This window comes from Streptomyces sp. NPDC006476 (genome assembly GCF_040612015.1).
Taxonomy (GTDB): domain Bacteria; phylum Actinomycetota; class Actinomycetes; order Streptomycetales; family Streptomycetaceae; genus Streptomyces; species Streptomyces griseorubiginosus_B.
Genome location: NZ_JBEXPK010000062.1, coordinates 13,375 through 37,866 on the forward strand (window position 1 = coordinate 13,375; position 24,492 = coordinate 37,866).

Sequence of the window (24,492 nt, forward strand, 5' to 3'; positions counted from 1 at the left end):
GGCGGGATGCCCGGAGAGTACTTTCCGCACGTTGCCCTCGTGTTTCGGCCACAGGAGAGTGGAACGTATGGATCAGGCACAGGCACGCACCTGGCTCGCCACCGCCGTCGCGGAGGCCCGCGCCGGGCTCGCGGAGGGCGGCATCCCGATCGGGGCCGCGCTCTACGACGCCGACGGCACGCTGCTCGGGCGGGGCCACAACCGGCGCGTCCAGGACGACGACCCCTCGATGCACGCGGAGACGGCCGCGTTCCGGAACGCGGGACGGCAGCGGTCGTATCGCGGTACGACCATGGTCACCACCCTCTCGCCCTGCTGGTACTGCTCCGGACTGGTCCGGCAGTTCGGCATCTCCCGGGTCGTCGTCGGCGAGGCGGCGACCTTCCACGGCGGGCACGACTGGCTGGCCGAGCACGGCGTGGAGATCGTGCTGCTCGACGACCCCGAGTGCATCGGCATGATGCGCGACTTCATCAAGAACCATCCGGCTCTGTGGAATGAGGACATCGGTGAGTGACGCCCCTGCCCCGCGCATCCCGACCATCGATCTGCGGCCCTGGCTGGAGGGCGACGCGGACGCCCGCGCGGCCATCGCCCGTACCGTCGACGAGGCCCTGCAGAGCGCCGGGTTCCTGCTGGTGACGGGGCACGGGGTCGACCCGGCTCTGCGCTCGGGGATCCGGGAGGCGGCGCGGGCCTTCTTCACCCTGCCCGTGGACGTCAAGCAGCCCTACGAGGCGAAGGTCGGCGGCCGCGGCTGGCTCGGACCCGGCGCGGAGGCGAACGGCTACTCGGAGGGCACCGAGACCCCGCCCGACCTGAAGGAGTCGCTGACCTTCGCGACGCACGAGCCCTTCGAGGACCCGGTGATCAACGCGGAGTGGTACGCGCCCAACGTGTGGCCGGCGGAGGTGCCGGAGCTGCGGACGCTGTGCGCCGAGTACCTGGAGCGGATGGCGGAGCTGGAGAAGCGGCTGCTGTCCCTGCTCGGCGAGGCGCTCGGCCTGGAGGGCGACTTCTTCTCCCGGCACATGGACCATCCGACGTACGGCTTCAACATCAACTGGTACCCGGGGACGGACGTCGTCGGCCAGCCGCAGCCGGGCCAGTTCCGCATCGGCCCGCACACCGACTTCGGGACGGTGACGATCCTGGACCGGCAGGCAGGCAAGGGCGGGCTGCAGGTCTACACCGACGAGGGCGGCTGGGAGGACGCGCCGTACGATCCCGACGCCTTCACCATCAACATCGGTGACCTGATGGCCCGCTGGACCGGCGACCGCTGGCGCTCGGGCCGGCACCGGGTCCTCCCGCCGCCGGCCGACGCCCCCTCCGAGGAGCTGATGTCCCTCGTCTACTTCGGCGAGTGCACCCCGGGGACGGTCGTGGAGTCCGTGCCGGCGCCGGTGGGGCGGGTGGCGTACCCACCGGTCGACTCGCATGTGTACCTGCGGGAGAAGCTGGACTCGATCACGGTCGGCTGACCGGCTTCTCCCCCGGCCACGGCTGCCGCCCGCCCACGGCTGCTACCCGCCCGCCGCCACTACACGCCCGCGTACGAGTGCTTGCCCGAGACGAAGATGTTGACGCCGTAGTAGTTGAAGAGCCAGCAGCCGAAGGCGATCAGGGCCAGGTAGGCGGCCTTGCGGCCCTTCCAGCCGGCGGTGGCGCGGGCGTGCAGGTAGCAGGCGTAGGCGACCCAGGTGATGAACGCCCAGGTCTCCTTGGGGTCCCAGCCCCAGTAGCGGCCCCAGGCGGACTCGGCCCAGATCGCGCCCGCGATGATCGTGAACGTCCACAGCGGGAAGACGGCCGCGTTGACGCGGTAGGAGAACTTGTCCAGCGAGGAGGAGGCGGGCAGGCGCTCCAGGAACGAGGTGGCGAAGCGGCCGGGCGTGCCGCCGTTCTCCAGCTTGGTCTCGTAGGAGTCCTTGAAGAGGTACAGCAGCGTGCCGACCGCGCCCACGTAGAAGACCGCGCCGCACAGGATGGCGGTGGAGACGTGGATGTACAGCCAGTACGAGTGAAGGGCGGGAACCAACTGGTCGCTGGCGGTGTACAAGACAGTGACGGCGATGCCGAGATCGAGGAGGACCGTCGTGATCAGGAACAGGCCGAGCCAGCGGACGTTCTTCTTCAGCGCGAGCAGCGTGAGGTACACAGTGACGGCCACCGCGGAGAACGTGATGTTGAACTCGTACATGTTGCCCCACGGCGCCCGCTCCACCGAGGCCGCGCGGGCGATCACGCCGACGAGGTGGATGAGATACGCGAGCACGGTGAGCGAGATGGCGATACGCCCGTAGAGGTCGCCCTGCTCGTCCCCGCCGTGCGCCCCGGGCCCGTCCGGCACGTCACGGGCGCCGGCCGCGGACCGTACGACGACCTTGGGCCGCTCCAGTACGGCGGTGCCGCCGGCCTTCTGCACGGTGACGGCCGGGGCCTTGCCCTTGGCGCCCTCGGCCTTCCCCGTCAGCGCGGCGGCCGTACGGCCGATCTTGCTGCGGCTGCCGAAGATCCACTCGGCGATGTACGTGAAGAAGGCCAGGGTGTAGACGGCCATCGCGGAGTAGATGAGCGTGTTGCTGATGTTCGCGAGGTGTTCGTTGGTCGCGGTGGCCAACTCGGTTCCGGCGGAGAGAGTCACTTCTCAGCCCCTTCGGCAGGTACGACTTGGGGGTCGGGGGTGGTTGAGTCGTCGTGGTCTGGGGAGCCGGCGTCGGGTTCGGCGTCGGAGTGGTCCTGGGAGGCCGCTTCGGGCTCGGGTGCACCGGGTGCCTGGTCGTAGAGGATCCCGGCGAGATCGCCGAGTTCCTCCGGGACCTTCGCGGACTCGCTGCGGCCGAGACCGGCCATCTCGACGACCGTGACGCCGTCGGGGCCGGTCACCGCGCGCACCCAGACGCGGCGGCGCTGGATGAACAGGGAGGCGGCGAGGCCGAAGATCGCGACGAGGGCGCCGGCGAGCGCCCAGTCGGTGCCGGGCTGCTGGACGATCTGGAAGTTCGCCCACTCCTTGGTGGTGTCGTAGGTGATCGACCCGGCGCCGTTCGGCAGCTGCATGGTCTCGCCGGGCTTCAGGTTCGCCCTGAGCTGCTGGCCCTTGGCGTCCTTGAACTCCTTCACATGCGACTTGTCGAGCTGGTACACGCTCTGCGGGATGCCGGAGTTGACCCCGAGGTCACCGTGGTACGGCGTCAGGTTGAGCACCGGGTTGAGCAGGGCGGGGAAGGTGGAGGCGGTCTCGCTGCCCTTGGTGTAGGTGGGCAGGAGGAACGCCGAGATGCCCAGCTGCTCGCTGACGCCCTGGGCGTTCCGGTAGCCGTCGAGGACCTTGACCACGCCGGTGGAGGTGACGTTGGAGTCGAGCGGAAGGAGGGGGACGGCGTCGCGGTAGACGACGTTGCCCTTGCCGTCGCGGACGGTGATGAGGGGGGCGTAACCGTGGGCGGTGAGGTAGACCTTGGCGTCGCCGATGGACAGCGGTTCGTTGACCTTGACGATCCTCTTCTTGCCCTTGCCGTAGGCGCCCTGGCTGTAGGTGACGGCGGCCTGGTAGGTGCGCGGGGTGCCCCGGTTGGGGCCGTTCGTCTCGTACGTGCCGGTGAACTTGTTCAAGCGGAAGCTGAACGGCACCAGATCGTCGGTGGTGAAGAGGTTGCCGGACTTGAAGTCGTCGTACTGGGTGGTGGTGTTGGAGAAACCGTCGCCCTCGACGATCAGCTTGTTGCCCTCGGACTTGTAGAGCTGGCCCCAGGCGAAGGCGGTCAGCAGGACGATCAGGGCGATGTGGAAGGCGAGGTTGCCGATCTCGCGCAGATAGCCCTTCTCGGCGGCGACGGCGTCACCGGCGAGGTGGGCGCGGAAGCGGCGCTTCTTGAGGAGGGCGAGCGCGGCCTCGCGGACCTGCTCGGGTTCGGTCTCGGTGCGCCAGGTCGTGTACGCGGGCAGCCGGGTCAGCCGCCGGGGGGCGCCCGGCGGGCGGCCGCGGAGCTGGCCGACGAACTGCCAGGTGCGCGGGATGATGCAGCCGATGAGGGAGACGAACAGCAGGATGTAGATCGCGGAGAACCACACCGAGCTGTAGACGTGGAAGAGGCCGAGCTTGTCGTAGATCGGCGCCAGGACGGTGTGCGCCTTGCGGAAGTCGGCGACCTTGGTGGCGTCGATGCCGGACTGCGGGATCAGCGAGCCGGGGATGGCGCCGAGGGAGAGGAGCAGGAGCAGGAGCAGCGCGACCCGCATCGAGGTCAGCTGCCGCCAGAACCAGCGGGCCCAGCCGATCACGCCCAGGGAGGGCAGGTTCGGCAGGTCCTCCTTGGGCGCGGTGGACAGCTGGGAGCCGGCGGCGCCGAGATCCGGGTCCTCGGCCCGTTCGGGGGTCGTACCGGTTGTGGTCTTGCTCATCGATCAGATCCCCACGGTGAAGCCGGCGGACCAGGACTGCATGTCCTGCACGATTCGGTCCCAGGCGCCGGTGACCAGGAGCAGACCGGTCACGATCATCATCGTGCCGCCGATCCGCATCACCCAGACATAGTGGCGCTTGACCCAGCCGAAGGCGCCGAGCGCCTTGCGGAAGGCGACCGCGGCGAGCACGAAGGGCACGCCGAGGCCGAGGCAGTAGGCGACGGTCAGTATGGCGCCCCGTCCGGCGCTGGACTGCTGGGAGGACAGGGCCAGCACGGAGGCGAGCGTGGGTCCGATGCAGGGGGTCCAGCCGATGCCGAACAGGGCGCCCAGCACGGGTGCGCCGGCGAGACCGGCCACGGGCCGCTTGTGGAAGCGGAACTCACGCTGGGTCATCCAGGGCATCAGGCCCATGAAGAAGACACCCATGAGGATCATGAGCACGCCCAGCACCTTGGACAGGATGCCCTTGTTGTCCTGGAGGGTGTCGCCGAAGAAGCCGAACAGGGCGCCGCTGGAGACGAACACGGCGGTGAAGCCGAGCACGAACAGGGAGGCGCCGGCGACCATGCGTCCGCGCCGGGCCTCGGCGAGGTCGGTGCCGGTGACGCCGGTGACATAGGAGAGGTAGCCGGGGACGAGCGGGAGGACGCACGGGGAGAAGAAGGAGACGAGTCCGCCGAGCAGCGCGATGGGCAGGGCGACCAGCAGGGCGCCGTTGAGCACCGTGCCGTTGTAGCCCGTCGCGGCGAGTGTGGTGACGGATGTCACGTCACTTCTCCGCGAGGACCGGGGCGATCATGCTGCGCAGCTTGTCCTCGCTGAGCGCGGCCAGCGAGCGGGCGGCGATCCCACCCTCGCGGTCCAGGACGAGCGTGGAGGGCACCGCCTGCGGGTTGAGGGTGCCCTTCTTGAAGCGCAGCATCAGCTTGCCGGTGGGGTCGTAGAGGCTGGGGAAGGTGACGCCCATCTGCTTCTCGAAGGCGACCGCGTTCTGGACGCTGGTGTCGCGGGTGTTGATGCCGACGAACTGCACGCTCTTGGCCTTGAGGCTCTCGTAGACCTTCTCCAGGCCCGGCGCCTCGGCGCGGCAGGGGGCACACCAGGAGCCCCACACGTTCAGGACCACGACCTTGCCCTTGTAGGAGGCGACGTCGAGCTGTTGCCCGTTGACCGTCTTGCCGGACAGGTCGGGCGCGGCGGCGCGCTCCCCCTTCTTGGCGGTGGAGATGCCGTCCTTGCCCATGACGAAGTTGGTGTCACCGCCTCCGCCGGAGGTGCCCCCGGAGCTGCACGCGGACAGGGTCAGCGCCGCGGCCGCGGCGGCTGCGGTGAGCAGGACGGCACGGCTGCGGTTCGAGCGCAGGGGGACGTGGCTGGCGGCACTCATGTGAAAAGTTTCGCATGCCCGTTCCGGGGATCTTGCCCGCCCCCCTCACGGGCCCCACAGGGCCAGGAAGCCGCATGTCAGGCGGCTTGACCGGAGGGTGAGGACGAGGAGGACGGGGCCGGCTGAAGGAACGCCTTCCAGCCGCCGGCGGGGCGCTGTCCGACGTCGAGCGTACGGAGCTTGGCGAGCACTTCCGGCTTCTGCACGTCCATCCAGTCGACGAACTGCCGGAAGGAGACCAGCCGTACGTCCGCGCCCTTCTCCTTCTCCCGCGCGATGTGCCTGAACGCCTCCTCGACGGCGTCCATATAGATGCCGCCGTTCCAGTGCTCGAAGTGGTTGCCGACGAAGAAGGGCGCCCGGTTCGACTCGTATGCCCGCTGGAAGCCGGATATGTACGCCTGCGCGGACTGGGTGCGCCAGCCCGGGTAGTTGTAGGCGGGCGCCTTGGTCGTGTTCAGCGACTGGTTGGCGAGCATGTTGTAGTCCATCGACAGGACCTCGAAGGACCGGCCGGGGAAGGGGATCTGCTGCAGCGGCAGGTCCCACACGCCCAGCTTCTTGTCCGGCCACACCTGCCGGCCGCCGGGCGAGGAGGCGTCGTAGCGCCAGCCGAGCGACTTGGCGGTGGGCAGCAGGTTGTTCTGGCCGAGCAGACAGGGCGTACGGCCGCCGACCAGCTCCTTGTCGTAGTCGAAGGGGAGCGAGGGCAGGCCGGTCCAGCCGGTGTTGGTGCGCCACTGCTTCACGAACGCCTTGGCCTGCTGGATCTCGCTGCGCCACTGCGCGGGCGTCCAGTTGCCGACGGTGCCGTGGCCGGAGCAGAAGTGGCCGTTGAAGTGGGTGCCGATCTCGTGGCCCTCGAGCCAGGCGCGGCGGACGTTGGTGAGCGTCGCCTTGATGTGCTCGTCGGTGAGGTAGCCGATGTCGGAGGCGCCGCGCGGGTTGTTCGGCGGGTCGTAGAGCCGCTTCTTCGACTCGGGCAGCAGGTAGAGCCCGGACAGGAAGAAGGTCATGGACGCGCCGTGCTGCTTGGCGAGGTCGAGGAAGCGGGGGAAGAGACCGTTGCCGACCTCGCCGGCGCCGTCCCAGGAGAAGATGACGAACTGCGGCGGGGTCTGGCCGGGCTCCAAGGGCTCGGGCTTGGCCGGCTGATGGGGCTGCTTGCCGCTGAAGGAGGTCGAGCCGTCGCCGATCGGCTTGGCCGGATGCGCCGTACTCCCGGACTTCTTGCCGCCCTTGGAACCCGATGCGGGGTGCGGCCCGTCTGACGGGTTGAGGGTGCCGCAGCCGGCGAGTCCGGCCGCCGCCGCGGCTCCCGCGCCCAGCCCGAGCATTCCCCTGCGAGAGAGTGCGCGCATTCCAACCCCGATTCGTCATGTGCTCTGGTGGTCACCCATTCAGAGGACATGACGAACGGGGAGGTTCCTCGCGATCACACTAATCCCGCAATAAATGTCACGAACGTGTCATAAGACACAAGATGAACGTCCTGCGCCGGCTCAGGCGCTCCTGCGCGGACTCAGGCGCTCAGGCGCCGAAGGCCTTGCTCTTCCCCTTCACCGGCTTGGCGCCCGCGAGGAGATGAGCGGGCACCAGATCGCGGGCCGGCTCGGTGTAGCCGACGGACACGATCTTGTCACCCCGGTAGGTGAAGCTCGTCAGCGAGGCGAGGGTGCACTGCCGCTTGCGCGGGTCGTGCCACAGCCGCCGCTTCTCGACGTAGGAGCGCACGGTCCAGATCGGCAGCTGATGACTGACCAGCACCGCCTCGTGCCCACGCGCCTGCTCCTTGGCGGCGTCCAGTGCCTGCATCATCCGTACGACGATGTCGACGTACGGCTCGCCCCAGGACGGCTTGAACGGGTTGACGAGGTACTTCCAGTTTTCCGGCTTCCTGAGCGCACCGTCGCCGACGCCGAAGGTCTTGCCCTGGAAGATGTTGTCGGCCTCGATGAGCCGCTCGTCGGAGGCGAGAGGGAGCCCGTGCGCCTTGGCGATCGGCGTGGCCGTCTCCTGCGCCCGCTCCAGCGGCGAGGCGCAGACGTACGTCACGTCCCGGGAGGCGAGGTGCTCGGCGACCCGGTCGGCCATCTGCCGCCCGAGCTCCGAGAGGTGGTACCCGGCGAGACGGCCGTAGAGGACCCCGTCCGGGTTGTCGACCTCGCCGTGCCGCATGAGGTGTACGACCGTGATGTCCTGCTGCTCGCTCATGCTGCTGTGGCCTCCGCCGCCGCTCGGGCCGCCGCCGGGAGGGCGTCGGCGATGCGCTGCACGGCCTGCTCGTCGTGGGCCGTGGACACGAACCAGGACTCGAAGGACGAGGGCGGGAGGTAGACGCCCTGCGCCAGCATCGAGTGGAAGAAGGCGGTGAAGCGGAAGGACTCCTGCGCCTTCGCGTCCTCGTAGTCACGCACCGAGCGGTCCGTGAAGAAGACGGAGAACATGTTGGAGGCGCTCTGCAGCCGGTGCGCGACGCCTTCCTTGGTGAGCGCCTCGGTGACCAGCGCCTGGATCTGCTCCGACACGGCGTTGACCTTGTCGTAGGCGGCGTCGTCGAGCAGGCGCAGCTGGGCGAGGCCGGCCGCGGTGGCGACCGGGTTCCCGGAGAGGGTGCCGGCCTGGTAGACGGGCCCGGCGGGGGCGAGGTGCTCCATGACGTCCTGTCGGCCGCCGAAGGCCGCGGCCGGGAAGCCGCCGCCCATGACCTTGCCGAAGGTCATCAGGTCGGGCCGGACGCCATCGATCCCGTACCACCCGGCGCGACTCGTCCGAAACCCGGTCATGACCTCGTCGGAGATGAACAGCGCGCCGTTCTTCGCGCAGGCGTCCTTCAGCCCCTGGTTGAACCCGGGCCGCGGCGGTACCACGCCCATGTTGCCCGGCGAGGCCTCGGTGATCACACAGGCGATCTCGCCCGGGTGCCGGTGGAAGGCCTCGTTCACGGCCTCGAGGTCGTTGTACGGCAGCACGATCGTGTCGCCGGCCTGGGCCCCGGTGACGCCGGGGGTGTCGGGCAGGGCGAACGTGGCCACCCCGCTGCCGGCGGCGGCGAGTAGCGAGTCGACGTGACCGTGGTAACACCCGGCGAACTTGATCACCTTGGAGCGCCGGGTGAACCCGCGGGCGAGCCGGATGGCGCTCATGGTCGCCTCGGTCCCGCTGCTGACCAGCCGTACCTGCTCAACGGGCTCCACCCGGGCGACGATCTCCTCGGCGAGCGCGACCTCGCCCTCACCGGGAGTGCCGAAGGACGTACCGCGTGAGACGGCGTCCTGGACGGCGGCGATGACCTCGGGGTGGGAGTGGCCGAGGATCATGGGCCCCCAGGAACACACGAGGTCCACGTAGTCCCGGCCGTCCGCGTCCGTCAGATAGGCGCCCCGGCCCGACACCATGAACCGGGGCGTGCCGCCCACCGCCCGGAAGGCGCGCACCGGGGAGTTCACGCCGCCGGGCGTGACGGCGGCCGCGCGGTCGAACAGCTCCTGCGACTCGGGGGCTTCGTATGGATATGGCAGTTCGCTCATGACCTGCGGCTTCTCCGACCTCTCGGGCTGGGCGGGCTCCGGTTGCCCGGTGACCTCCCCAGGGTAGGTCAGGGGGGCGCGGCGGCAGTGGGGCACCACCGCCGTCCCGCTGCTGACCCGAGGAACAGTCGCGACCCGATGTGATCTGCGAAACTGGGACCTGATACACACACCTCGAACGGCCCTGTCGTACGTATAGGAGTGCGTACGGATGTACGGCTGATGTACGACCGGGTGTACGGAGGCTTGTTCAGGGGCTGCGAAGATCCTGCGGACAGGTGTTTCAACGCACGTTTCGGCGGGCGGCCGTGGGGGAGGTCACTGACACGATGATCGGGTTGCGCGGCGGGGGCCACGCGTCCTAGAAAAGCAGTCGGGTGGAGATATGCATCGCGGTGGCGGACTGGGCGAGGGGACTGACGACCTGGGTCCTCGACGGGCCCAGCGGGGAAGGCACCGACGCGAGGCGGAGGAAGCTACCGAGAGACGTCAGGGACAGGGTGTACCGAGTGAGCCCGAACCGTTCGACCGGCGGACCGACCGTCGGCTCGACCGGCTGCGGGCGGGGAGCAGGAATGGTGGTCGGGTGGGGGTGACGTACAAGTACTTCGGCGCGCCGGACGGCGCGACCGCGGCCCGCGTCCCGATCTCGATGCGCCCCGAGGAACTCGGCGGCGACGAGCTCGGCATGAACGGCATGTTCACGAAGATCAAGCCGGAGACGATGGCGGCGATGGTCCTCACGGGCATAGAAGGCGTGCCGCTGCACAAGGTCCCGCCCCTGGAACTGGTCGTCCTGCACCCCGACTACGCCGTGGTCAAGCTCCCCATGACGGTCGTCGACCCCCTCCGCGGCATCGGCGAGGAGGCGGTGGGCGCGGCGGCCTTCATCTGGTCGACGGTCCCGGACCGGGGCGGCCCCCGGGACGCGTTCAACGTGTACCAACTGCTCCACGAGTGGCAGGACTTCAGCCACCGCCTGCATGAGGCGGGGCATCAGCCGTACTGCCTGGTGTGGCCCTGAGCCGCGGTTCTCGCGGTTCCCGGGAAGCGGCCGTCAGGCCGGGTAGTGGGCGGCCTCGGCTCCCAGGACGTTCAGCAGGTCCAGGGCCTCGGCGCTGCGGGATCCCCGTGGTGCCGTGTAGAGCACGAGGTACTGGTCGCGGTCGGTGAGGCTGAGCGTGTCGCAGTCGACGGTGACCTCGCCGACGGTCGGATGGCGGAAGGTTTTGGTGAGCATCGGCGCGGCCTGTACGTCGTGCCGTTCCCAGAGCCGGGCGAAGTCGGGGCTGCCGGTGCGCAGTTCCTCGACCAGGCCGGTCACGTCCGGATCCGTCGGGTAGCGGGCGACGGTGGTGCGGAGCTGCGTGACCACGTGATGCCGGAACTCGGCGGCGTCGGAGATCCCGTACAGCGTGGCACCGTCCCGTGTCGGCCCGAGGAACACCCGGCGCGCGAGATTGCGGTCCCTGGGGGCGAGCGGTGCGAAGTCCTCCATGAGCGCGGCGGCGAGGTCGTTCCACGCGAGGACCTCGAACGTGGTGGAGATCACGAAGGCGGCCGTCTGCGGGAGCCGTTCGAGGAGCGCGAGGATGCTCGGGCGGACGTCGCGCCGGTGCAGCCCGGCGCGGGCCGGTGCCGTCCCCGCGAGGACGTGCAGGTGGTCGGATTCGGCGTCGGTGAGCCGTAGCGCGCCCGCGATCCCGGCGAGGACCTCGGCCGACGGTCGCGGCGCCCTGCCCTGCTCGAGCCGGACGTAGTACTCGGTGGAGATGTGCGCGAGGACCGCGACCTCCTCGCGGCGCAGACCGGGGGTGCGGCGTCGGGGTCCGGTGGGCAGGCCGACGTCCTGCGGGCGCAGCCGCTCGCGGCGGCTGCGGAGGAACGCCCCGAGTTCCTGTTTGTCCATACGCCCAGTGTGCCCGCGGCACGGCGGCGGATCCTGGTACAGCCTGTGCCTGTATCCGGACGGCGGCCGGCCGGACGCTTGGGGTCATGACGAACACCACGCACAGCGCACACACAGCACCCGTCGGCCTGCTTACCGGCAAGGTCGTGTTCATCACCGGCGCCAGCCGCGGCATCGGGGCGGCCGCCGCCCGGCTCTTCGCCGCCGAGGGCGCCGCCGTCGTGCTCGCCGCCCGCGGCACCGACGCCCTGGAGCGGATTGTCAAGGAGATCCGCGCCGAAGGCGGTGTCGCCGACGCCGTCACCCTGGATCTCGCCGATCCCGCGAGCATCCGCGCCGCGGTCGACCGCGTCGGGGAACTGCACGGGCGCCTCGACGGCGCCTTCAACAACGGCGCGGTGATCCAGCAGCCGGGCCCGCTCGACACCACCAGCGACGAGGACATCGACACGCAGTTCGCCGTGAACTTCCGCTCCCACTGGACCGCCATGAACGCCGAGGCCGCGCTCATGCGCCGCACCGGCGGCGGGGCGATCGTCAACACCTCCAGCATCGGCAGCCGCCGCGCCAACCCCGTCCTGCCCGCCTACGGCGCCATGAAGCGCGCGCTCAACAGCATCACCGAGACCGCGGCCAGGACCTGGGGCCCGGAGGGCATCCGCGTCAACGGCATCACCCCCGGCGGCACCGCCACCGAGATGATCGACGCGTGGGAGGCGGCGACCCCGGGCGTCGTCGAGGCCAACAACGCGGCCACTCCGCTCGGCCGCATGGCCGAGCCCCGCGAGGTGGCCGAGGCCGCCGCGTGGCTGCTCAGCGATCGCGCCTCCTACGTGAGCGGCGCCATCGTCCCCGTCGACGGCGGCGCCGGCGCCTGACGAGAGCGGCCCGTGCCCCGGGCCGCCTCAGCCGATGGCGTACGCCCGGTACACCGTCTGCACCGAGCTGTCCCCGGCGGCGTCCGTAACCTCGGAGCGCAGGGCCACGGCGCCGGAGGCGGGGTTGTGGACGGACGCCTGCCAGGCCGTGCCGGAGTGGGTCACGGTCGCCGGCTTCCAGGTCCTGCCGCCGTCGGCGGACGACCAGACCCGGACGGACTTGACGGTCACGCCGGTGAGCCTCGTGTCGGGCCCCTGGGACTCACGCCCGGGGGTCACACCGACCGTCGTGGTGGAGTTCGGCGCGGCCTGGTTGTGGCTGTTCAGCCCGGCGGGCAGGAAGCGGGTCAGGAAGACCGGCGCGACCCACGCCCTGGCCGGGTCGGCCACCTTGAAGTGCCAGTCGAGGGTGACGCGCGAGCTCAGCATGCCGGCGGGGAAGGTGATGCCCGGGCGGTAGCGCCGGCCGTCGACGGTCAGGCGGTACCAGCCGGCCGAGCGGACGGGGGCGGAGAACTCGTCGTCGCTGTTGCGCCAGTCCGTCAGGGTCTGCTTCTTGACGGTGGTCGCCCCCTTGGACAGGACCACCGTCTCCTTCGTGATGTCCCCCGAACCACCGCCCACGTCGGGGTCATTGACCAGGCCGTCCGGCCAGAAGGTGACGGACCGGTCCCCGAGCAGCGGCAGGTTGTGCGTCGGACCCCACACCGCCCGGCCGAAGGACTGCGTGACGCTCTGCCCCGTCTTCAGTGTCCGCAGCTTCGGGAAACCGCCGCTGACGTCCTCGCCGTTGCTTCCGCTGATGTCGTCGCGCGGCTGCCAGGTCCCGGGGGTGACATGGACGGTGGCGCCGTACGGGGCGTTGTCGTCGCGCACCCCGGCCATCAGGTCGGTCGTGCAGTCGTCGACCTTCGGCTCGGCCTGGAGCGCGGTGTAGACCTGGGTGCCCATCTCGGTTCCGCTGCGCACCGCGAAGTGCACGCTCGCCAGCTGGGACCGCTTGAACGACCCGCCGGGCGCTGCCGGGATGCCCTTGCTGTTCTTCACAGCGACGTAGCTGTCGTCGCCCGACCACTGCGCCAGGTACCCGAACTGCAGCAGCGGGGAGGAGTTGGGGATGGCGTAGAGGGAGCCCTCGTCGTTCCAGCCGCCCGCGCTGAACGCGTCCGGCATGTCCATGCTGGCGGCGCACACCTGCGCGCTGATCCGCGGCGGGCCCGTCACGTCGGCGGGCGTGTCCAGCGACACCTTGACGGCCTTGCCCTTGCGCGCGTCGAGCGTCACCGCCTTGTTTCCCGACACCTGGACGACCTGCGCGCCGATGGTGTCGGTGCCCAGACCGTCCGGGGCGCTCTCGTAGATGTCGGTCATCGCCAGGTAGCGCCCCGACGGCAGGCCGAGCCGCTTTCCTGAACTGACGCTGTACGTCCTGCCGGACGGCACGGCGACGACCGTGACCGTCGTCGCGACCTTGGCGCCGTGCCGCCCCAGCGTGGTCACGGTCAGTGAGGCCGACGCCGCCTGTGCGGCAGCGGCGGACACGAACAGCGGCGCCAGCGCGGCCACGCCCACGACAGCGAGCGTTCTTCGTCGCACCATCATCAACTCCCCCTCCAGCCCCCGAAGTCGGCCCATCGTAGCCATGGCGCGGACATGGCAGACCCAAGGGAGGAGCGGCGCCTGATCAAGCTGTGACAAAGACGCGTCGGGTCCCCGAGGGTAGGGTGGCCGCACTCGTGTCGAGGTGGGTGATGGCGGTGGAGTGGCGGGAATTCGCCGAGGCGATGGCCCAGCTCGCACGGAACCTGCTCGCGCAGGAGTCGCTGCAGGGGACGCTGGACGAGATCGCGGCCTCGGCGGTGCGGCTGGTGGAGGGCTGCGACGCGGCCGGGATCCTGGCGATCCGCAAGGGCCGGGCGGTCACGCTGGCCTCCTGCGGGGAGATGGTCGAGGCGTCCGACCGGCTGCAGGGCGAGCTGGCCGAGGGGCCGTGCTTCGACCTGGCCCGCGGTATGAAGGGCGCGGACGGCGAGCGGGTGTTCCGCATCGCGGATCTCACCGGACCGCAGCCGACCTGGCCGCGGTTCGCCGCGGCGGCCCGTGATCTCGGCATCGGCAGCATGACCGGGGTGCTGCTCTACACCCATGACGAGGACTTCGGCGCGCTGAACCTGTACTCCCGCCGCCCCGGCGCCTTCGGCGAGGACATCGAGACCGCCGGCTGGCTGCTGGCCTCGCACGCCGCCGTGGCCCTGGCCGACGCCCGCACCATCGACCAGCTCGAGGACGCCATGAAGACCCGGCACGCCATCGGCGAGGCCATGGGCATCCTCATGGAACGCCACAAGCTGAGCGAGGACGACGCCTTCGACGTGCTGCGCCGCATCTCCCAGCAGCACAACATCAAGCTGCGCGACGTCGCCCAACGCGTCCGCGGCGACCGCGGCGACCAGTGATCGTCACCGCGGAGCCCTCTCACTGCGTCTTATTGCGACCTACTTGCAACAACTGCCTCAAAGCATCAGCATGATCCCTGACGGGGTCGGCCCGATCGTCTTCTCACCCGGCGACCGCCGGCCCGGCCGACCCCGTCCGGACCCGGCGCTGGTCAGACGGCCGCCGGCGCGGCCGGCTCCGCCAGCAGGTCGACCAGCGTCGCCCGGGCGCGCGCCACGCGGGAACGGACCGTGCCGACCGGACAGTCGCTGACCTCGGCGGCCTCCGCGTACGGCAGTCCGGCCAGCTGGGTGAGGACGAACGCCTCGCGGCGCTCGTCCGGCAGCGTGGCCAGCAGATCCAGCAGCGCGACGCCGTCGTCGAAGCCGGGCAGGTCGCACGGCTGGGCGAGCTCGACGGCCAGCTGCCAGTCCGGTACGTCGGACAGCCGGGGCCGGGAGGCGGCGTACCGGTAGCTGTCCATGACGGCCCGGCGGGCGATGGACAGCAGCCAGGCGCGTGCCGAGGAGCGGCCCTCGAAACTGTGGAGGCCGGCGAGGGCGCGCAGGAACGTGTCCTGGGCGAGGTCGTCCACGGCCTGCGGGTCGGCGCACAGATGGGCGACGTAGCGCCGGACGTCTCGCTGCAGGGCGCGCACGAACCGCTCGACGGCATCGGGGTCGCCGCCCCGGGCGGCGAGCGCCCAGGCCGTGATCGACTCGTCGAGCGCCGCCGTCCTGTCGTTCGAGGCGCGCGAGGTGGGCAGGGCAGGGGTCATCACCTGGTGTCCTTCTCGGATCCGTGATCCGGACCGGCGCGCGAGGGCGCGGGCGGTCCGGTGAAGGGGGAGACGGCCTACGACGCGGTGGCGCCGGGGCACAGGAGCGCTACGGCGCGGTTGGCGCCGGGGCGCTGCGGCGTTACGGGCGCCTGTGCGGTCGTACGGCCGTGGCCCGGGGCGCGCAGGGGCTGCCCCGGGGAGCCTGCTGTCCTCAGACGACAGCCGTCACGGCGGGAGGACCCCGAGAGGTGATCGCGTGGACGAGAAGGAGCAGTCGCGGCGCCCGGTCCGAGCGGCGGCGCCGCGGGTGCGGACGCGGGCGTTCCGGGGTGACGGGCAGGGCCAGCAGCAGCCGCAGGGGCGCGGCCAGCCGTCCGGCGACGGCGCGCAGGATACGGAAGGCGGCCCTCTCGCCGTAGGCCAGCCACAGACCGCACAGCAGCGCGGCCAGCAGGTGGGCGGCGAGCATGCCCAGCGAGGGTGAGCCGAGGGCCGCGATGTGGGACGTGGCGTGCGTCGGCGCCCCGTCCATCGTGCTCATGTCCATCGAGCCCATGCCGCTCATGTCCATGGCGCTCGTGGACCCGGGTGTCCCGGTGACCGACTGGGCGAGGGAGAACGCCTCGTGCAGTGCCGTCTGGGCGGCGACCACGACCGTCACGATCAGCGGCAGCCCGCGTTCACGCCCGGCCAGACACCAGCCGGCGAGGCCCGTGGCCGCCGTACCGGCGCTCAGCGCCCAGGCGGCCACCTGGCTGCCGGACATCATGACGTGACCCAGGGCGGCGAGCACCACGCACACGGCCGCGAACACCGCGGCCCGTACCGTGCGAGAACACCACCCTGCCGTCATGGCGCCTCATCCTTGCATCCGGGCGTCCCTCGTCAGATGGGGGTACGGAAATCCACAGGGGACCACACTCAATCCACAGACTGTGATCCCAACCACGGAATCGGGGGCATCCTGGTGTCCGTACGCGCGGACCGGGAGGTGCGGGATGCGGTGGTGGGCCGGGGTGTGGGTGGCGGCCGGGGTGGTCGCGCTGGCGGCGTGCGGCGGGTCCACGGGAGGTGGTGGGTCGGCTTCGCAGTCCCCCGGCCGTTCGTCGGGACCACCCGCCAGTCCGTCGGTCAGCCCGTCAGTGAGCTCGTCGTCCACTCCTCCGGCCAGCCCCTCCGAAAGCCGGCCCGCGTCCCCCAGTGCGTCCGCCTCCGCGGCGGGCTGCGTCGCCGGGCACGCGGAGGTCACCGTCGCGCCGGGCGACCCGGTCGAGCGGCAGCTGTGCGTGCGGCCGGGCACCGTCGTGACGCTGGTGCTCCGGCCCCGCGTCGACGACCGCCGCTGGACGGCCGTGAGCACCTCCGCCCCCGCATTCGTCGTGGTCTCCGGCTGGCGGCGGGACGCGGACGGCACCGCGCATGCCTCGCTGCGCAGCGCCGGTACCCGGGGCGGTACGGCCAGGATCACCGCGCTGGCGAAGGCCCCGGACGTGGCGGGCGCGGCCCGGCCCGTGTTCACCCTGCAGGTGAGTGTGGTGCCGTACCCGACGCAGGGGTAGGCACGCCGGATGACCTTGATGCGCCCGTGGCGGTTCGTGGTGTGGTTCGGGACCGTCAGTCTGCTCGCCGACTTCGTGTACGAGGGCGCCCGCTCGGTCACCGGCCCGCTGCTGGCGTCGCTGGGCGCGTCGGCGCTGGTGGTGGGTGTGGTGACGGGGGCCGGGGAGGCGGCGGCGCTGGGGCTTCGGCTGGTCTCCGGCCCGCTCGCGGACCGTACCCGCCGCTTCTGGGGGCTGGCGATCGCCGGATACGCGCTGACGGTCGTCTCCGTACCGCTGCTGGGCGTGGTCGGCACGTTGTGGGCGGCCTGCGTGCTGGTGATCGCCGAGCGGGTCGGCAAGGCCGTGCGGTCCCCGGCGAAGGACACGCTCCTCTCCCATGCCACCGCCGCGACCGGCCGTGGCCGCGGGTTCGCCGTGCACGAGGCGATGGACCAGGTCGGCGCCCTGGTCGGCCCGCTCGTCGTGGCCGGGGTGCTGGCCCTCACCGGCGGTGACTACGGCCCCGCCCTCGGCGTCCTCGCCCTTCCCGGCGTCGCGGTGCTGGTGCTGCTGGTCTGGCTGCGGTCGAGGGTCCCGAACCCACGGTCGTACGAAGAGGAACACACCCCGTATGAGCACGAGCCCGCCATCCCGGAGTCCGCACCCGCGTCGGACAGCCGCCCTCTCCCCCGCGCCTTCTGGACGTACGCGGCGTTCACCGCCACCACCACCGCCGGCTTCACCACCTTCGGCGTGCTCTCGTACCACCTGGTCGAACGGCATCTGCTGGCCACCGCCTGGGTGCCCGTCCTCTACGCCGCCGCCATGGCCGTCGACGCGCTCGCCGCACTGGCGACCGGCTGGCTGTACGACCGTCACGGGGCCCGCGTGCTGGTGGTCCTGCCGGTGCTGGCGGCCGTGGTCCCGGCGCTGGCGTTCACGCGGACCGTGGGGGTCGCGGTGGCGGGTTCCCTGGTGTGGGGCGCGGCCATGGGCATTCAGGAGTCCACCCTCCGTGCGACGGTCGCCGACCTGGTGCCGCCGGGCCGGCGCGCGACGGCCTACGGCGTCTTCGCCGGGGTGGTGGGCGCGGCGAGCCTGGTGGGCGGGGCGCTGACCGGCGCGCTGTACGGCACGTCGATCCCGGCGCTGATCGCGGTGGTGGCGGGCGTGCAGGTGCTGGCGCTGGTGCTGCTGGGGGTCAGCGCGCGCGCCGCATGACAGCGGTGGCCGGCCGCTCCACTCAGCCGATCGCCGGTACGTCGCCCTCGCCGATGCATCTGGCGTGCGGGGCGAGCGGCCGTACCGCGCCGCTGAGTTCGACGAGGACGTCGTCGACGGCGGTGACCCGGTCGGAGATCTCGATCTCCACGGCGGGGTCGCGGCCGTACGTGACCAGCACCTTGCGGCCGTCGTGCGCTTTCGGCCGCCAGACCCAGTCGACGTCGTCGACGTTCACGCAGGCGTCGGTCGTGGCGGCGGGCGGCTCCAGCCCGCAACGCGCGGTCACCGCCCCGTCGCCCCACACGGCAGCGCCGGGCACACCGACGTCGGCGCGCTCGAGCCCCGCGAGCCCGGAGGGATACCCCCGCACAACCCGCCGACAGGCAGCGCTGTCGCCCCGAGCCGCGGCGTGCAGCCCATGATCACTCGCCCGCACCTCATGCACGACGAGCGCACCCCCCAGGGCCAGCCCCGCGATCCCCACTCCCACCCCGCCCCACACCCTGCGAGCCGCCACGCCCAGCCCCCTCCCCGCCAACCAACCGCCCGCCCCAGTCTTCCACCGCCCGCACATCGCCCGCGGGACCCCTCCCCCATCTCGCGGCCCCGGCTCCGCGCTCCCTTCACACCCTTGTGCACCCCCGCCGCTCCCCGAAAACCCCCAGCTCAGCGCCGCCCGCCCCTACGCTGAAAGAGTGACGGACGACATGCCTGTCGGCGATCTCGTCGGCCGTGGGCGGGAACTCGGGCTGCTGGACCGGCGGCTGAGCGCGGCGCGGGCCGGCGAGGGCGGGCTGGTGCTGGTCGAAGGGGAGGCCGGGGCGGGGAAGACCGCGCTGGCGCACGCGTTGAGCGGGCGGGCACGACGGGCGGGGATGCGCGTGGCCTGGGGCGCCTGTCTGGAAGGTGGGGGCACGGCGCCGTAATGGCCGTGGGTGCAGATCCTGCGGAGCGTCGGGCGCCCGGCGGACGCCCTCGCGGGCCCGGGGGCTGTTCGGAGAACCGGTTCCAGGTCTTCGACGGCGTGGTCGGGGAGGTGCGCGGCTCCAGCGGTGGGCACGGGCTGCTCGTGGTCCTCGACGACCTGCACTGGGCCGACGAGCCGTCGCTGCGGCTGTTGCAGTGGGCCGCCGCCGTGGCCGACGACCGGGTGCTGCTGGTGGGGCTGCACCGGGGTCAGGAGGCCTTCGCGTACGGCGAGGCGGGGGCCGTGCTGGGGGCCCTGGCCCGGGGACGCGCGGCCGACTCGATCGCTCGCGCGCAGGAGCCCGCCCGGGGGACCAGGCCCTGACGTCCCGGACCGCCCCCGCCCGGTTTCGCGAGACCGGCCGGGGGCGGTGCCCTCGCGCCGGTCCGGGGCCTGGGTCAGCCCGTCTCGCGGACCGTGCTCCCCGGTACTCCCCCCACCGTGAAGCCGATGACCGCCCCGCCCCCCTCGCGTTGGAAGGCGAAGGGGGCGCCGCCGTGGGCCATGGCCACCTCGCGGACGATGGAGAGGCCGAGGCCGGAGCCGGGGAGGGAGCGGGCGTCGGCGGCGCGGTAGAAGCGGTCGAAGACGCGGACGAGGTCGCAGTCGGCGATGCCGGGGCCCCGGTCGAGGACCTCGACGCGGACCGTGCCGGTCCGGGCGGGCCCGGAGACGGCGATCTCGATGGGACCGGTGCCGTCGCGGTCGAACTTCGCCGCGTTCTCCACGAGGTTGGACAGCGCCCGGGTCAGCATCCCGAGCCGCCCGTCCGTCGTCGTGTCGCCGCTCGAGCGGACCGTGACCTCCCGTCCGGTACGGCGCCGGGCGACCCCCGCGACGTCCTCGGCGATGTCGACGAGGTCCACCCGCTGCGGCGGCTCCGTGTCGGACTGTCCGGCGGCGAGATCGACCAACTCGTTGACGAGATCGGTGAGTTCGCGTGCCTCCTGGCCGAGGTCGGCGACCAGTTCCTCCCTCGTCGAGGGCGGCAGTTCGTCGATACGGCGCAGCAGGGAGATGTTCGTCCGCAGGGAGGTGAGCGGGGTGCGCAGTTCATGGCCCGCGTCCTGGACCAGGCGCCGCTGGTCCTCCTCCGACTGGGCGAGCCGGCCGAGCATCCGGTCGAAGGCGCGGCCGAGGCGGCCCACCTCGTCGTACCCGGTGACCGGCACATCGATGCCGAGCCGGCGGGTGCGGGCCACGTCCTCGGCGGCCGAGGTCAGGATGATCAGCCGGCGGGTGATGCGCCGGGCCAGCCACCAGCCGAACAGACCGGCGGCGGTCACGACGGCGGCCATCAGGATCAGCGTGCGCTGCTGCAGCGCCCGCAGCAGATCCTCGGTGTCGCTGAACTCCTGCGCCACCTGCACGGCACCCCGCCCGTCACCGAGCGACACGGTCGCGATGCGGTAGACGTCCGCGTCGACGCCGACGTCCTTGTGCTCGACCATCCTCGCGGCCGTGCGCGTCGCGGCGATCGCCCGGTCGGCCGCCGTCACCGGCAGCCCGGGGCTCCCGGAGTCGACGACCTTGCCGTCCGGCCCCAGTACCTGGACGTCCGTCCGGGCCGGCCGCACGATGTCGTGGCCCGGAGCCGACGAGGAGAAGTCGTCCGGGGTCATCCGGTGCTGGCGCACCTCGTCCCGCAGATCCTGCACGACCTGGTCGAACACCGACTCCTGGTCCACCCGCACCAGCCGCGCCGCCGCGCTGTACGACAGCACGCCGACCAGCACGGTCACACAGGCGGTGACCGTCGCGAACGACACCGCGAACGTGGTGCGCAGGGAGACCAGCCCGGGCCGCCTTCTGGCCAGCAGCCGCCTGAGCCGGCCCACTCAGTCCTCCCGGAGCACGTAACCCACGCCACGGACCGTGTGGATCAGCGCGGGCGCGCCGGGCTCGTCGAGCTTGCGGCGCAGGTAGCCGACGTACACGGCGAGGTTCTTCGAGCCGGGGCCGAAGTCGTAGCCCCAGATCCGGTCGTAGATCGTGGAGTGGTCGAGCACGATGCCGGCGTTGCGCACCAGCAGTTCCAGCAGCTCGAACTCGGTACGGGTCAGCTCCAGCTCGCGCTCCCCGCGCCAGGCGCGCCGGGCCTGGACGTCCATGCGCAGCCCGGCGGCCTCGATCTGCCGGTGGGAGGACGGGATGGCGTCCTTCGTCCCCTTGGCCTCCTTCGGCGGTACGTCGGGCGCGGCGCCGTTCTCCTGGCTGCTGCGGCGCAGCAGGGCCCGCAGCCGGGCGAAGACCTCCTCGACGTCGAAGGGCTTGACCACGTAGTCGTCGGCGCCGGCGTCCAGGCCGGCGATGCGGTCCGCGGTCTCGACGAGCGCGGTGAGCATGAGGATGGGGGTGCGGTCGCCCTCGGCGCGCAGGACCCGGCAGACCTGGAGGCCGTCGATGCCGGGCATCATCACGTCGAGCAGCAGCACGTCGGGCGGCGTCTTGTGGGCCTGCGCCAGTGCCTCGACGCCGTCGGCGACCGCGGTGACCTGGTAGCCCTCCAGGCTCAGGGCGCGCTCCAGCGCGTGGCGGATGGCGCGGTCGTCTTCGGCGAGCAGCACAGTTGGGGGCACGTACCCAGTCTGCCAAGCCCTGTGGCGGTTCGGCCGAGGTGAGCGGACCGACGATCAGCCTTTTTACCGGTCTCTCACCGTCACACAGGCAACCGGAGACCTACGCCTACCGTCTTCCCACCGACGGCCGGAGGTACCGCTCACACGCCGGACGGACCGGTGGGGGACAGCGCCGCCAGCTGCTGCGCGAACGGCACGACCTCCAAGTCGTCCTTGGCCCGCCTCGGCCCCGAGAGCCCCGAGCGCCCGGAGAGCCCCGAGCGCCCCGACAGACCCGTCATCAGCCCGGCCAGCTCCCCCGCCGCCCGTTCGATCCGCCCCTCCAGGCCCTCCGCGCCCCAGTCCTCCGAGGCCGCGTACACCCCGGTGGGCACGACCACCGCCCGCAGATACGCGAACAGCGGACGCAGCGCGTGTTCCAGGACCAGCGAGTGGCGGGCCGAGCCGCCCGTCGCCGCGATCAGGACCGGCTTGCCGTCCAGCGCGTCCTTGTCGAGGACGTCGAAGAACGACTTGAACAGGCCGCTGTAGGAGGCCGAGAACACCGGTGTGACGACGACCAGTCCGTCCGCCGAGGTCACCGCGTCCTGCGCGGCGGCCAGGGCGCGGCCCGGGAAGCCGTTGGTGAAGTTGTGCGCGATCTCCACGGCGAGGTCGCGCAGCTCGACCACCTCGACCTCGACCGGCGCCTGCCGGCCCACCGCCGCGGCCAGCCGGTCGGCCAGCAACCGAGTGGACGACGGGACGCTCAGCCCCGCCGAGACGACGACGAGCTTCATGCGACGACCTCCTCATCCGCGACTGCGGCCTTCTCCGCGTCGTTCGGTGCGTGCTTCTCTGCGTGCTTCTGTGCGTCGGCGAGCAGCGACGCGTGGGTCGGTGCCTCCGGCACGTCCGCCGGGCGGCCCGCCGCGAACTCCTTGCGCAGCACCGGCACGACCTCCTCGCCCAGCATGTCGAGCTGCTCCAGCACGGTCTTCAGCGGCAGCCCGGCGTGGTCCACCAGGAACAGCTGGCGCTGGTAGTCACCGGCGTACTCCCGGAAGGAGAGCGTCTTCTCGATGACCTCCTGCGGGGAGCCGACGGTCAGCGGGGTCTGGTCGGTGAAGTCCTCGAGCGAGGGCCCGTGGCCGTACACCGGCGCGTTGTCGAAGTACGGACGGAACTCGCGCACCGCGTCCTGCGAGTTCTTCCGCATGAAGACCTGGCCGCCGAGGCCCACGATCGCCTGCTCCGGCGTCCCGTGCCCGTAGTGCGCGTAGCGGGTGCGGTACAGCTCGACCATGCGCTTGGTGTGGTCGGCCGGCCAGAAGATGTTGTTGTGGAAGAACCCGTCGCCGTAGTACGCGGCCTGCTCGGCGATCTCCGGCGAACGGATCGAGCCGTGCCAGACGAACGGCGGGACACCGTCCAGCGGGCGGGGCGTCGAGGTGAAGCCCTGCAACGGCGTCCGGAACTTCCCCTCCCAGTCCACGACGTCCTCGCGCCACAGGCGGCGCAGCAGCGCGTAGTTCTCTATCGCGAGGTTGATGCCCTGGCGGATGTCCTGTCCGAACCAGGGGTAGACCGGCCCGGTGTTGCCACGGCCCATCATCAGGTCCACCCGGCCGTCGGCCAGGTGCTGGAGCATCGCGAAGTCCTCGGCGATCTTCACCGGGTCGTTGGTGGTGATGAGGGTGGTGGAGGTGGAGAGGATCAGCCTCTCCGTGCGCGCGGCGACGTACCCGAGCATCGTCGTCGGGGACGAGGGCACGAACGGCGGGTTGTGGTGCTCGCCGGTCGCGAAGACGTCCAGGCCGACCTCCTCGGCCTTCAGGGCGATGGCGACCATGGCCTTGATGCGCTCACGCTCGGTCGGCGTACGCCCCGTGGTGGGGTCCGGCGTCACATCGCCGACGCTGAAGATCCCGAACTGCATGGTCGCTCGACCTCCAAGTTGTTGACGGTTCAACTATACCCCTCCAACGAAGCCCGAGTCCCCCGTATTCCGCGGACTGTCAGTGGCCCGTCCTACGATCCCGACATGGCCGCCGCACGCCGTGACACCCGAGGCATCGTCGGCGCCGCGGACTTCCTCGCCCGCGTGGACTTCCGCCGCCCCGACGCCGCCGAGCCGTTGCGCGCCTACATCGAGCACTACTGGCTGATCGACTGGGACCTCCCCGAGCCCTACGTCTCGCACGTGGTCCCGCATCCCGCCGTGCACATCGTCTTCCAGCACTTCGAGGGCCAGGGGCCCTTCGTGGAGATCGCCGGCGTCCAGCACGGCCTCTTCACCCAGAAGCTGGAAGGGCGGGGCCGGGTGTGCGGCATCAAGTTCCGGCCGGGCCGCTTCCGCGCCTTCGCGCCGGACCGGCCGGTGAGCGCGTGGACGGGCCGCCGGGTCCGCTCCCCCGAGGTCCTCCCGGACGCCGATCTCGCCGCCGTCCTCGATCCCGACGACGAGACGGCCCGCATCGCCGCCCTCGACGCCTTCCTCCTCGCCCGCGATCCACGGCCCGACCCCCAGGCCGAGCTCGCCGCGGCCCTGGTCGAACGCGCCCGCACCGACCGCTCCATCCGCCGGGTCACCGAACTGGCCCGCACGGAGGACATGTCCGTACGACTGCTGCAGCGCCTGTTCGCCGCCCACGTCGGCGTGGGCCCGAAGTGGGTCATCCTGCGCTATCGCATCCATGAGGCCCTGGAGCACGCGGAGACGGACCGCGAGGTGGACTGGGCGGCCCTGGCCGCCGACCTCGGCTACGCCGACCAGGCCCACCTGGTACGGGACTTCACGGCCACGGTCGGCGTGCCGCCGACTGCCTACGCAGCCAGAGTCTCCGGCTGACGAAATCCCCTTGACGC

At 71.5% G+C, this 24,492-nt stretch carries 26 protein-coding genes; 10 read left to right on the forward strand and 16 right to left on the reverse strand.

Features of this window, described 5'->3' with window-relative positions; translation table 11 throughout:
• Nucleotides 1-67: 67 nt before the first annotated feature.
• Together ABZZ74_RS41240 and ABZZ74_RS41245 are read left to right on the forward strand one after the other, a co-directional pair.
• Nucleotides 68-517: a nucleoside deaminase gene (locus tag ABZZ74_RS41240; RefSeq protein WP_356949276.1), complete on the forward strand. Its 450-nt coding sequence runs from the start codon at nt 68-70 to the stop codon at nt 515-517.
• The gene (locus tag ABZZ74_RS41245) at nt 498-1,484 is read left to right on the forward strand and encodes a 2-oxoglutarate and iron-dependent oxygenase domain-containing protein (protein ID WP_356949277.1); all 987 of its coding nucleotides are present in this window, start codon (nt 498-500) and stop codon (nt 1,482-1,484) included. The genes ABZZ74_RS41240 and ABZZ74_RS41245 overlap by 20 nt, the downstream gene beginning before the upstream one ends.
• 59 nt (nt 1,485-1,543) lie before the next feature.
• Here ABZZ74_RS41245 and ccsB read toward each other — a convergent pair whose 3' ends face one another.
• From ccsB to hemL, 7 genes are all read right to left on the reverse strand, one after another.
• Nucleotides 1,544-2,647 carry a c-type cytochrome biogenesis protein CcsB gene (gene ccsB / locus ABZZ74_RS41250; RefSeq protein ID WP_356949278.1) on the reverse strand — a complete coding sequence of 368 codons (1,104 nt, stop codon included), beginning with the start codon at nt 2,645-2,647 and terminating at the stop codon, nt 1,544-1,546.
• A complete protein-coding gene (locus ABZZ74_RS41255) occupies nt 2,644-4,407 on the reverse strand; it encodes a cytochrome c biogenesis protein ResB (RefSeq protein ID WP_356949279.1) in 1,764 nt (587 codons plus the stop codon). The genes ccsB and ABZZ74_RS41255 overlap by 4 nt, the downstream gene beginning before the upstream one ends.
• A 3-nt stretch (nt 4,408-4,410) precedes the next feature.
• Nucleotides 4,411-5,181 (reverse strand): cytochrome c biogenesis protein CcdA, encoded by a 771-nt coding sequence (locus tag ABZZ74_RS41260; protein ID WP_208780155.1) that lies wholly within the window; start codon nt 5,179-5,181, stop codon nt 4,411-4,413.
• Nucleotide 5,182: 1 nt separating this feature from the next.
• Nucleotides 5,183-5,800 (reverse strand): TlpA disulfide reductase family protein, encoded by a 618-nt coding sequence (locus tag ABZZ74_RS41265; RefSeq protein ID WP_356949280.1) that lies wholly within the window; start codon nt 5,798-5,800, stop codon nt 5,183-5,185.
• A 77-nt stretch (nt 5,801-5,877) separates the two neighbouring features.
• The gene (locus ABZZ74_RS41270; protein WP_356949281.1) at nt 5,878-7,161 is read right to left on the reverse strand and encodes a hypothetical protein; all 1,284 of its coding nucleotides are present in this window, start codon (nt 7,159-7,161) and stop codon (nt 5,878-5,880) included.
• Nucleotides 7,162-7,330: 169 nt separating this feature from the next.
• A complete protein-coding gene (locus ABZZ74_RS41275; RefSeq protein ID WP_356949282.1) occupies nt 7,331-8,014 on the reverse strand; it encodes a histidine phosphatase family protein in 684 nt (227 codons plus the stop codon).
• On the reverse strand, nt 8,011-9,330 hold the full coding sequence (gene hemL / locus ABZZ74_RS41280; protein ID WP_356949283.1) for a glutamate-1-semialdehyde 2,1-aminomutase: 1,320 nt from the start codon (nt 9,328-9,330) through the stop codon (nt 8,011-8,013). Before hemL ends, ABZZ74_RS41275 begins: the two co-directional genes overlap by 4 nt.
• A 385-nt stretch (nt 9,331-9,715) precedes the next feature.
• Here hemL and ABZZ74_RS41285 point away from each other — a divergent pair, with 385 nt between their 5' ends.
• Nucleotides 9,716-10,354, forward strand: a complete 639-nt coding sequence (locus ABZZ74_RS41285) for a hypothetical protein (protein ID WP_208780150.1) — start codon at nt 9,716-9,718, stop codon at nt 10,352-10,354.
• 33 nt (nt 10,355-10,387) lie between these two features.
• On the opposite strand, the gene ABZZ74_RS41290 is transcribed toward ABZZ74_RS41285, so the two are convergent.
• Nucleotides 10,388-11,239 carry a helix-turn-helix transcriptional regulator gene (locus tag ABZZ74_RS41290; protein ID WP_356949284.1) on the reverse strand — a complete coding sequence of 284 codons (852 nt, stop codon included), beginning with the start codon at nt 11,237-11,239 and terminating at the stop codon, nt 10,388-10,390.
• A gap of 86 nt (nt 11,240-11,325) precedes the next feature.
• Here ABZZ74_RS41290 and ABZZ74_RS41295 point away from each other — a divergent pair, with 86 nt between their 5' ends.
• Entirely contained in the window at nt 11,326-12,117 is a 792-nt protein-coding gene (locus ABZZ74_RS41295; RefSeq protein WP_356949285.1) for an SDR family NAD(P)-dependent oxidoreductase, read from the forward strand.
• A gap of 27 nt (nt 12,118-12,144) precedes the next feature.
• On the opposite strand, the gene ABZZ74_RS41300 is transcribed toward ABZZ74_RS41295, so the two are convergent.
• Nucleotides 12,145-13,752: a hypothetical protein gene (locus ABZZ74_RS41300; protein WP_356949286.1), complete on the reverse strand. Its 1,608-nt coding sequence runs from the start codon at nt 13,750-13,752 to the stop codon at nt 12,145-12,147.
• Nucleotides 13,753-13,868: 116 nt separating this feature from the next.
• On the opposite strand from ABZZ74_RS41300, the gene ABZZ74_RS41305 reads away from it, so the two are divergent.
• Complete coding sequence (locus ABZZ74_RS41305) at nt 13,869-14,573, forward strand: GAF and ANTAR domain-containing protein (protein ID WP_356949308.1); 705 nt, start codon at nt 13,869-13,871, stop codon at nt 14,571-14,573.
• A gap of 152 nt (nt 14,574-14,725) precedes the next feature.
• Here ABZZ74_RS41305 and ABZZ74_RS41310 read toward each other — a convergent pair whose 3' ends face one another.
• Nucleotides 14,726-15,334, reverse strand: a complete 609-nt coding sequence (locus tag ABZZ74_RS41310) for a sigma-70 family RNA polymerase sigma factor (protein WP_356949287.1) — start codon at nt 15,332-15,334, stop codon at nt 14,726-14,728.
• 211 nt (nt 15,335-15,545) lie between these two features.
• Nucleotides 15,546-16,187, reverse strand: coding sequence for a hypothetical protein (locus tag ABZZ74_RS41315; protein ID WP_356949288.1), 642 nt, complete (start codon nt 16,185-16,187; stop codon nt 15,546-15,548).
• Nucleotides 16,188-16,476: 289 nt separating this feature from the next.
• On the opposite strand from ABZZ74_RS41315, the gene ABZZ74_RS41320 reads away from it, so the two are divergent.
• Nucleotides 16,477-16,893 (forward strand): acetyl-CoA synthetase, encoded by a 417-nt coding sequence (locus ABZZ74_RS41320; protein ID WP_356949289.1) that lies wholly within the window; start codon nt 16,477-16,479, stop codon nt 16,891-16,893.
• Nucleotides 16,894-16,902: 9 nt separating this feature from the next.
• Nucleotides 16,903-18,096 (forward strand): MFS transporter, encoded by a 1,194-nt coding sequence (locus ABZZ74_RS41325; RefSeq protein ID WP_356949290.1) that lies wholly within the window; start codon nt 16,903-16,905, stop codon nt 18,094-18,096.
• A gap of 22 nt (nt 18,097-18,118) precedes the next feature.
• Here ABZZ74_RS41325 and ABZZ74_RS41330 read toward each other — a convergent pair whose 3' ends face one another.
• Nucleotides 18,119-18,616, reverse strand: coding sequence for a DUF3515 family protein (locus ABZZ74_RS41330; RefSeq protein ID WP_356949291.1), 498 nt, complete (start codon nt 18,614-18,616; stop codon nt 18,119-18,121).
• Between the two features lie 178 nt (nt 18,617-18,794).
• On the opposite strand from ABZZ74_RS41330, the gene ABZZ74_RS41335 reads away from it, so the two are divergent.
• On the forward strand, nt 18,795-19,025 hold the full coding sequence (locus ABZZ74_RS41335) for an ATP-binding protein (RefSeq protein ID WP_356949292.1): 231 nt from the start codon (nt 18,795-18,797) through the stop codon (nt 19,023-19,025).
• Nucleotides 19,026-19,030: 5 nt separating this feature from the next.
• Nucleotides 19,031-19,390: a hypothetical protein gene (locus ABZZ74_RS41340; RefSeq protein ID WP_356949293.1), complete on the forward strand. Its 360-nt coding sequence runs from the start codon at nt 19,031-19,033 to the stop codon at nt 19,388-19,390.
• Between the two features lie 74 nt (nt 19,391-19,464).
• Here ABZZ74_RS41340 and ABZZ74_RS41345 read toward each other — a convergent pair whose 3' ends face one another.
• From ABZZ74_RS41345 to ABZZ74_RS41360, 4 genes are all read right to left on the reverse strand, one after another.
• Nucleotides 19,465-20,904, reverse strand: coding sequence for a HAMP domain-containing sensor histidine kinase (locus tag ABZZ74_RS41345; RefSeq protein ID WP_356949294.1), 1,440 nt, complete (start codon nt 20,902-20,904; stop codon nt 19,465-19,467).
• Nucleotides 20,905-21,645, reverse strand: a complete 741-nt coding sequence (locus ABZZ74_RS41350) for a response regulator transcription factor (RefSeq protein ID WP_356949295.1) — start codon at nt 21,643-21,645, stop codon at nt 20,905-20,907.
• A gap of 140 nt (nt 21,646-21,785) precedes the next feature.
• A complete protein-coding gene (locus ABZZ74_RS41355; protein WP_356949296.1) occupies nt 21,786-22,424 on the reverse strand; it encodes an FMN reductase in 639 nt (212 codons plus the stop codon).
• Nucleotides 22,421-23,563, reverse strand: coding sequence for an LLM class flavin-dependent oxidoreductase (locus ABZZ74_RS41360; RefSeq protein WP_356949297.1), 1,143 nt, complete (start codon nt 23,561-23,563; stop codon nt 22,421-22,423). The genes ABZZ74_RS41355 and ABZZ74_RS41360 overlap by 4 nt, the downstream gene beginning before the upstream one ends.
• A gap of 105 nt (nt 23,564-23,668) precedes the next feature.
• Between ABZZ74_RS41360 and ABZZ74_RS41365 the strand changes: the two genes are divergently transcribed.
• Nucleotides 23,669-24,475: a helix-turn-helix domain-containing protein gene (locus tag ABZZ74_RS41365; protein ID WP_356949298.1), complete on the forward strand. Its 807-nt coding sequence runs from the start codon at nt 23,669-23,671 to the stop codon at nt 24,473-24,475.
• Nucleotides 24,476-24,492 lie beyond the last annotated feature (17 nt).

Bases quoted from the DNA above. Each gene is read 5' to 3' on its own strand.
- ABZZ74_RS41240 (WP_356949276.1), top strand. From the start codon at position 68: ATGGATCAGGCACAGGCACGCACCTGGCTCGCCACCGCCGTCGCGGAG.
- ABZZ74_RS41245 (WP_356949277.1), top strand. From the start codon at position 498: ATGAGGACATCGGTGAGTGACGCCCCTGCCCCGCGCATCCCGACCATC.
- ABZZ74_RS41255 (WP_356949279.1), bottom strand. From the start codon at position 4,407: ATGAGCAAGACCACAACCGGTACGACCCCCGAACGGGCCGAGGACCCG.
- ABZZ74_RS41265 (WP_356949280.1), bottom strand. From the start codon at position 5,800: ATGAGTGCCGCCAGCCACGTCCCCCTGCGCTCGAACCGCAGCCGTGCC.
- ABZZ74_RS41270 (WP_356949281.1), bottom strand. From the start codon at position 7,161: ATGCGCGCACTCTCTCGCAGGGGAATGCTCGGGCTGGGCGCGGGAGCC.
- ABZZ74_RS41275 (WP_356949282.1), bottom strand. From the start codon at position 8,014: ATGAGCGAGCAGCAGGACATCACGGTCGTACACCTCATGCGGCACGGC.
- hemL (WP_356949283.1), bottom strand. From the start codon at position 9,330: ATGAGCGAACTGCCATATCCATACGAAGCCCCCGAGTCGCAGGAGCTG.
- ABZZ74_RS41285 (WP_208780150.1), top strand. From the start codon at position 9,716: ATGCATCGCGGTGGCGGACTGGGCGAGGGGACTGACGACCTGGGTCCT.
- ABZZ74_RS41290 (WP_356949284.1), bottom strand. From the start codon at position 11,239: ATGGACAAACAGGAACTCGGGGCGTTCCTCCGCAGCCGCCGCGAGCGG.
- ABZZ74_RS41295 (WP_356949285.1), top strand. From the start codon at position 11,326: ATGACGAACACCACGCACAGCGCACACACAGCACCCGTCGGCCTGCTT.
- ABZZ74_RS41300 (WP_356949286.1), bottom strand. From the start codon at position 13,752: ATGGGCCGACTTCGGGGGCTGGAGGGGGAGTTGATGATGGTGCGACGA.
- ABZZ74_RS41305 (WP_356949308.1), top strand. From the start codon at position 13,869: ATGGCGGTGGAGTGGCGGGAATTCGCCGAGGCGATGGCCCAGCTCGCA.
- ABZZ74_RS41315 (WP_356949288.1), bottom strand. From the start codon at position 16,187: ATGACGGCAGGGTGGTGTTCTCGCACGGTACGGGCCGCGGTGTTCGCG.
- ABZZ74_RS41325 (WP_356949290.1), top strand. From the start codon at position 16,903: ATGACCTTGATGCGCCCGTGGCGGTTCGTGGTGTGGTTCGGGACCGTC.
- ABZZ74_RS41355 (WP_356949296.1), bottom strand. From the start codon at position 22,424: ATGAAGCTCGTCGTCGTCTCGGCGGGGCTGAGCGTCCCGTCGTCCACT.
- ABZZ74_RS41360 (WP_356949297.1), bottom strand. From the start codon at position 23,563: ATGCAGTTCGGGATCTTCAGCGTCGGCGATGTGACGCCGGACCCCACC.
- ABZZ74_RS41365 (WP_356949298.1), top strand. From the start codon at position 23,669: ATGGCCGCCGCACGCCGTGACACCCGAGGCATCGTCGGCGCCGCGGAC.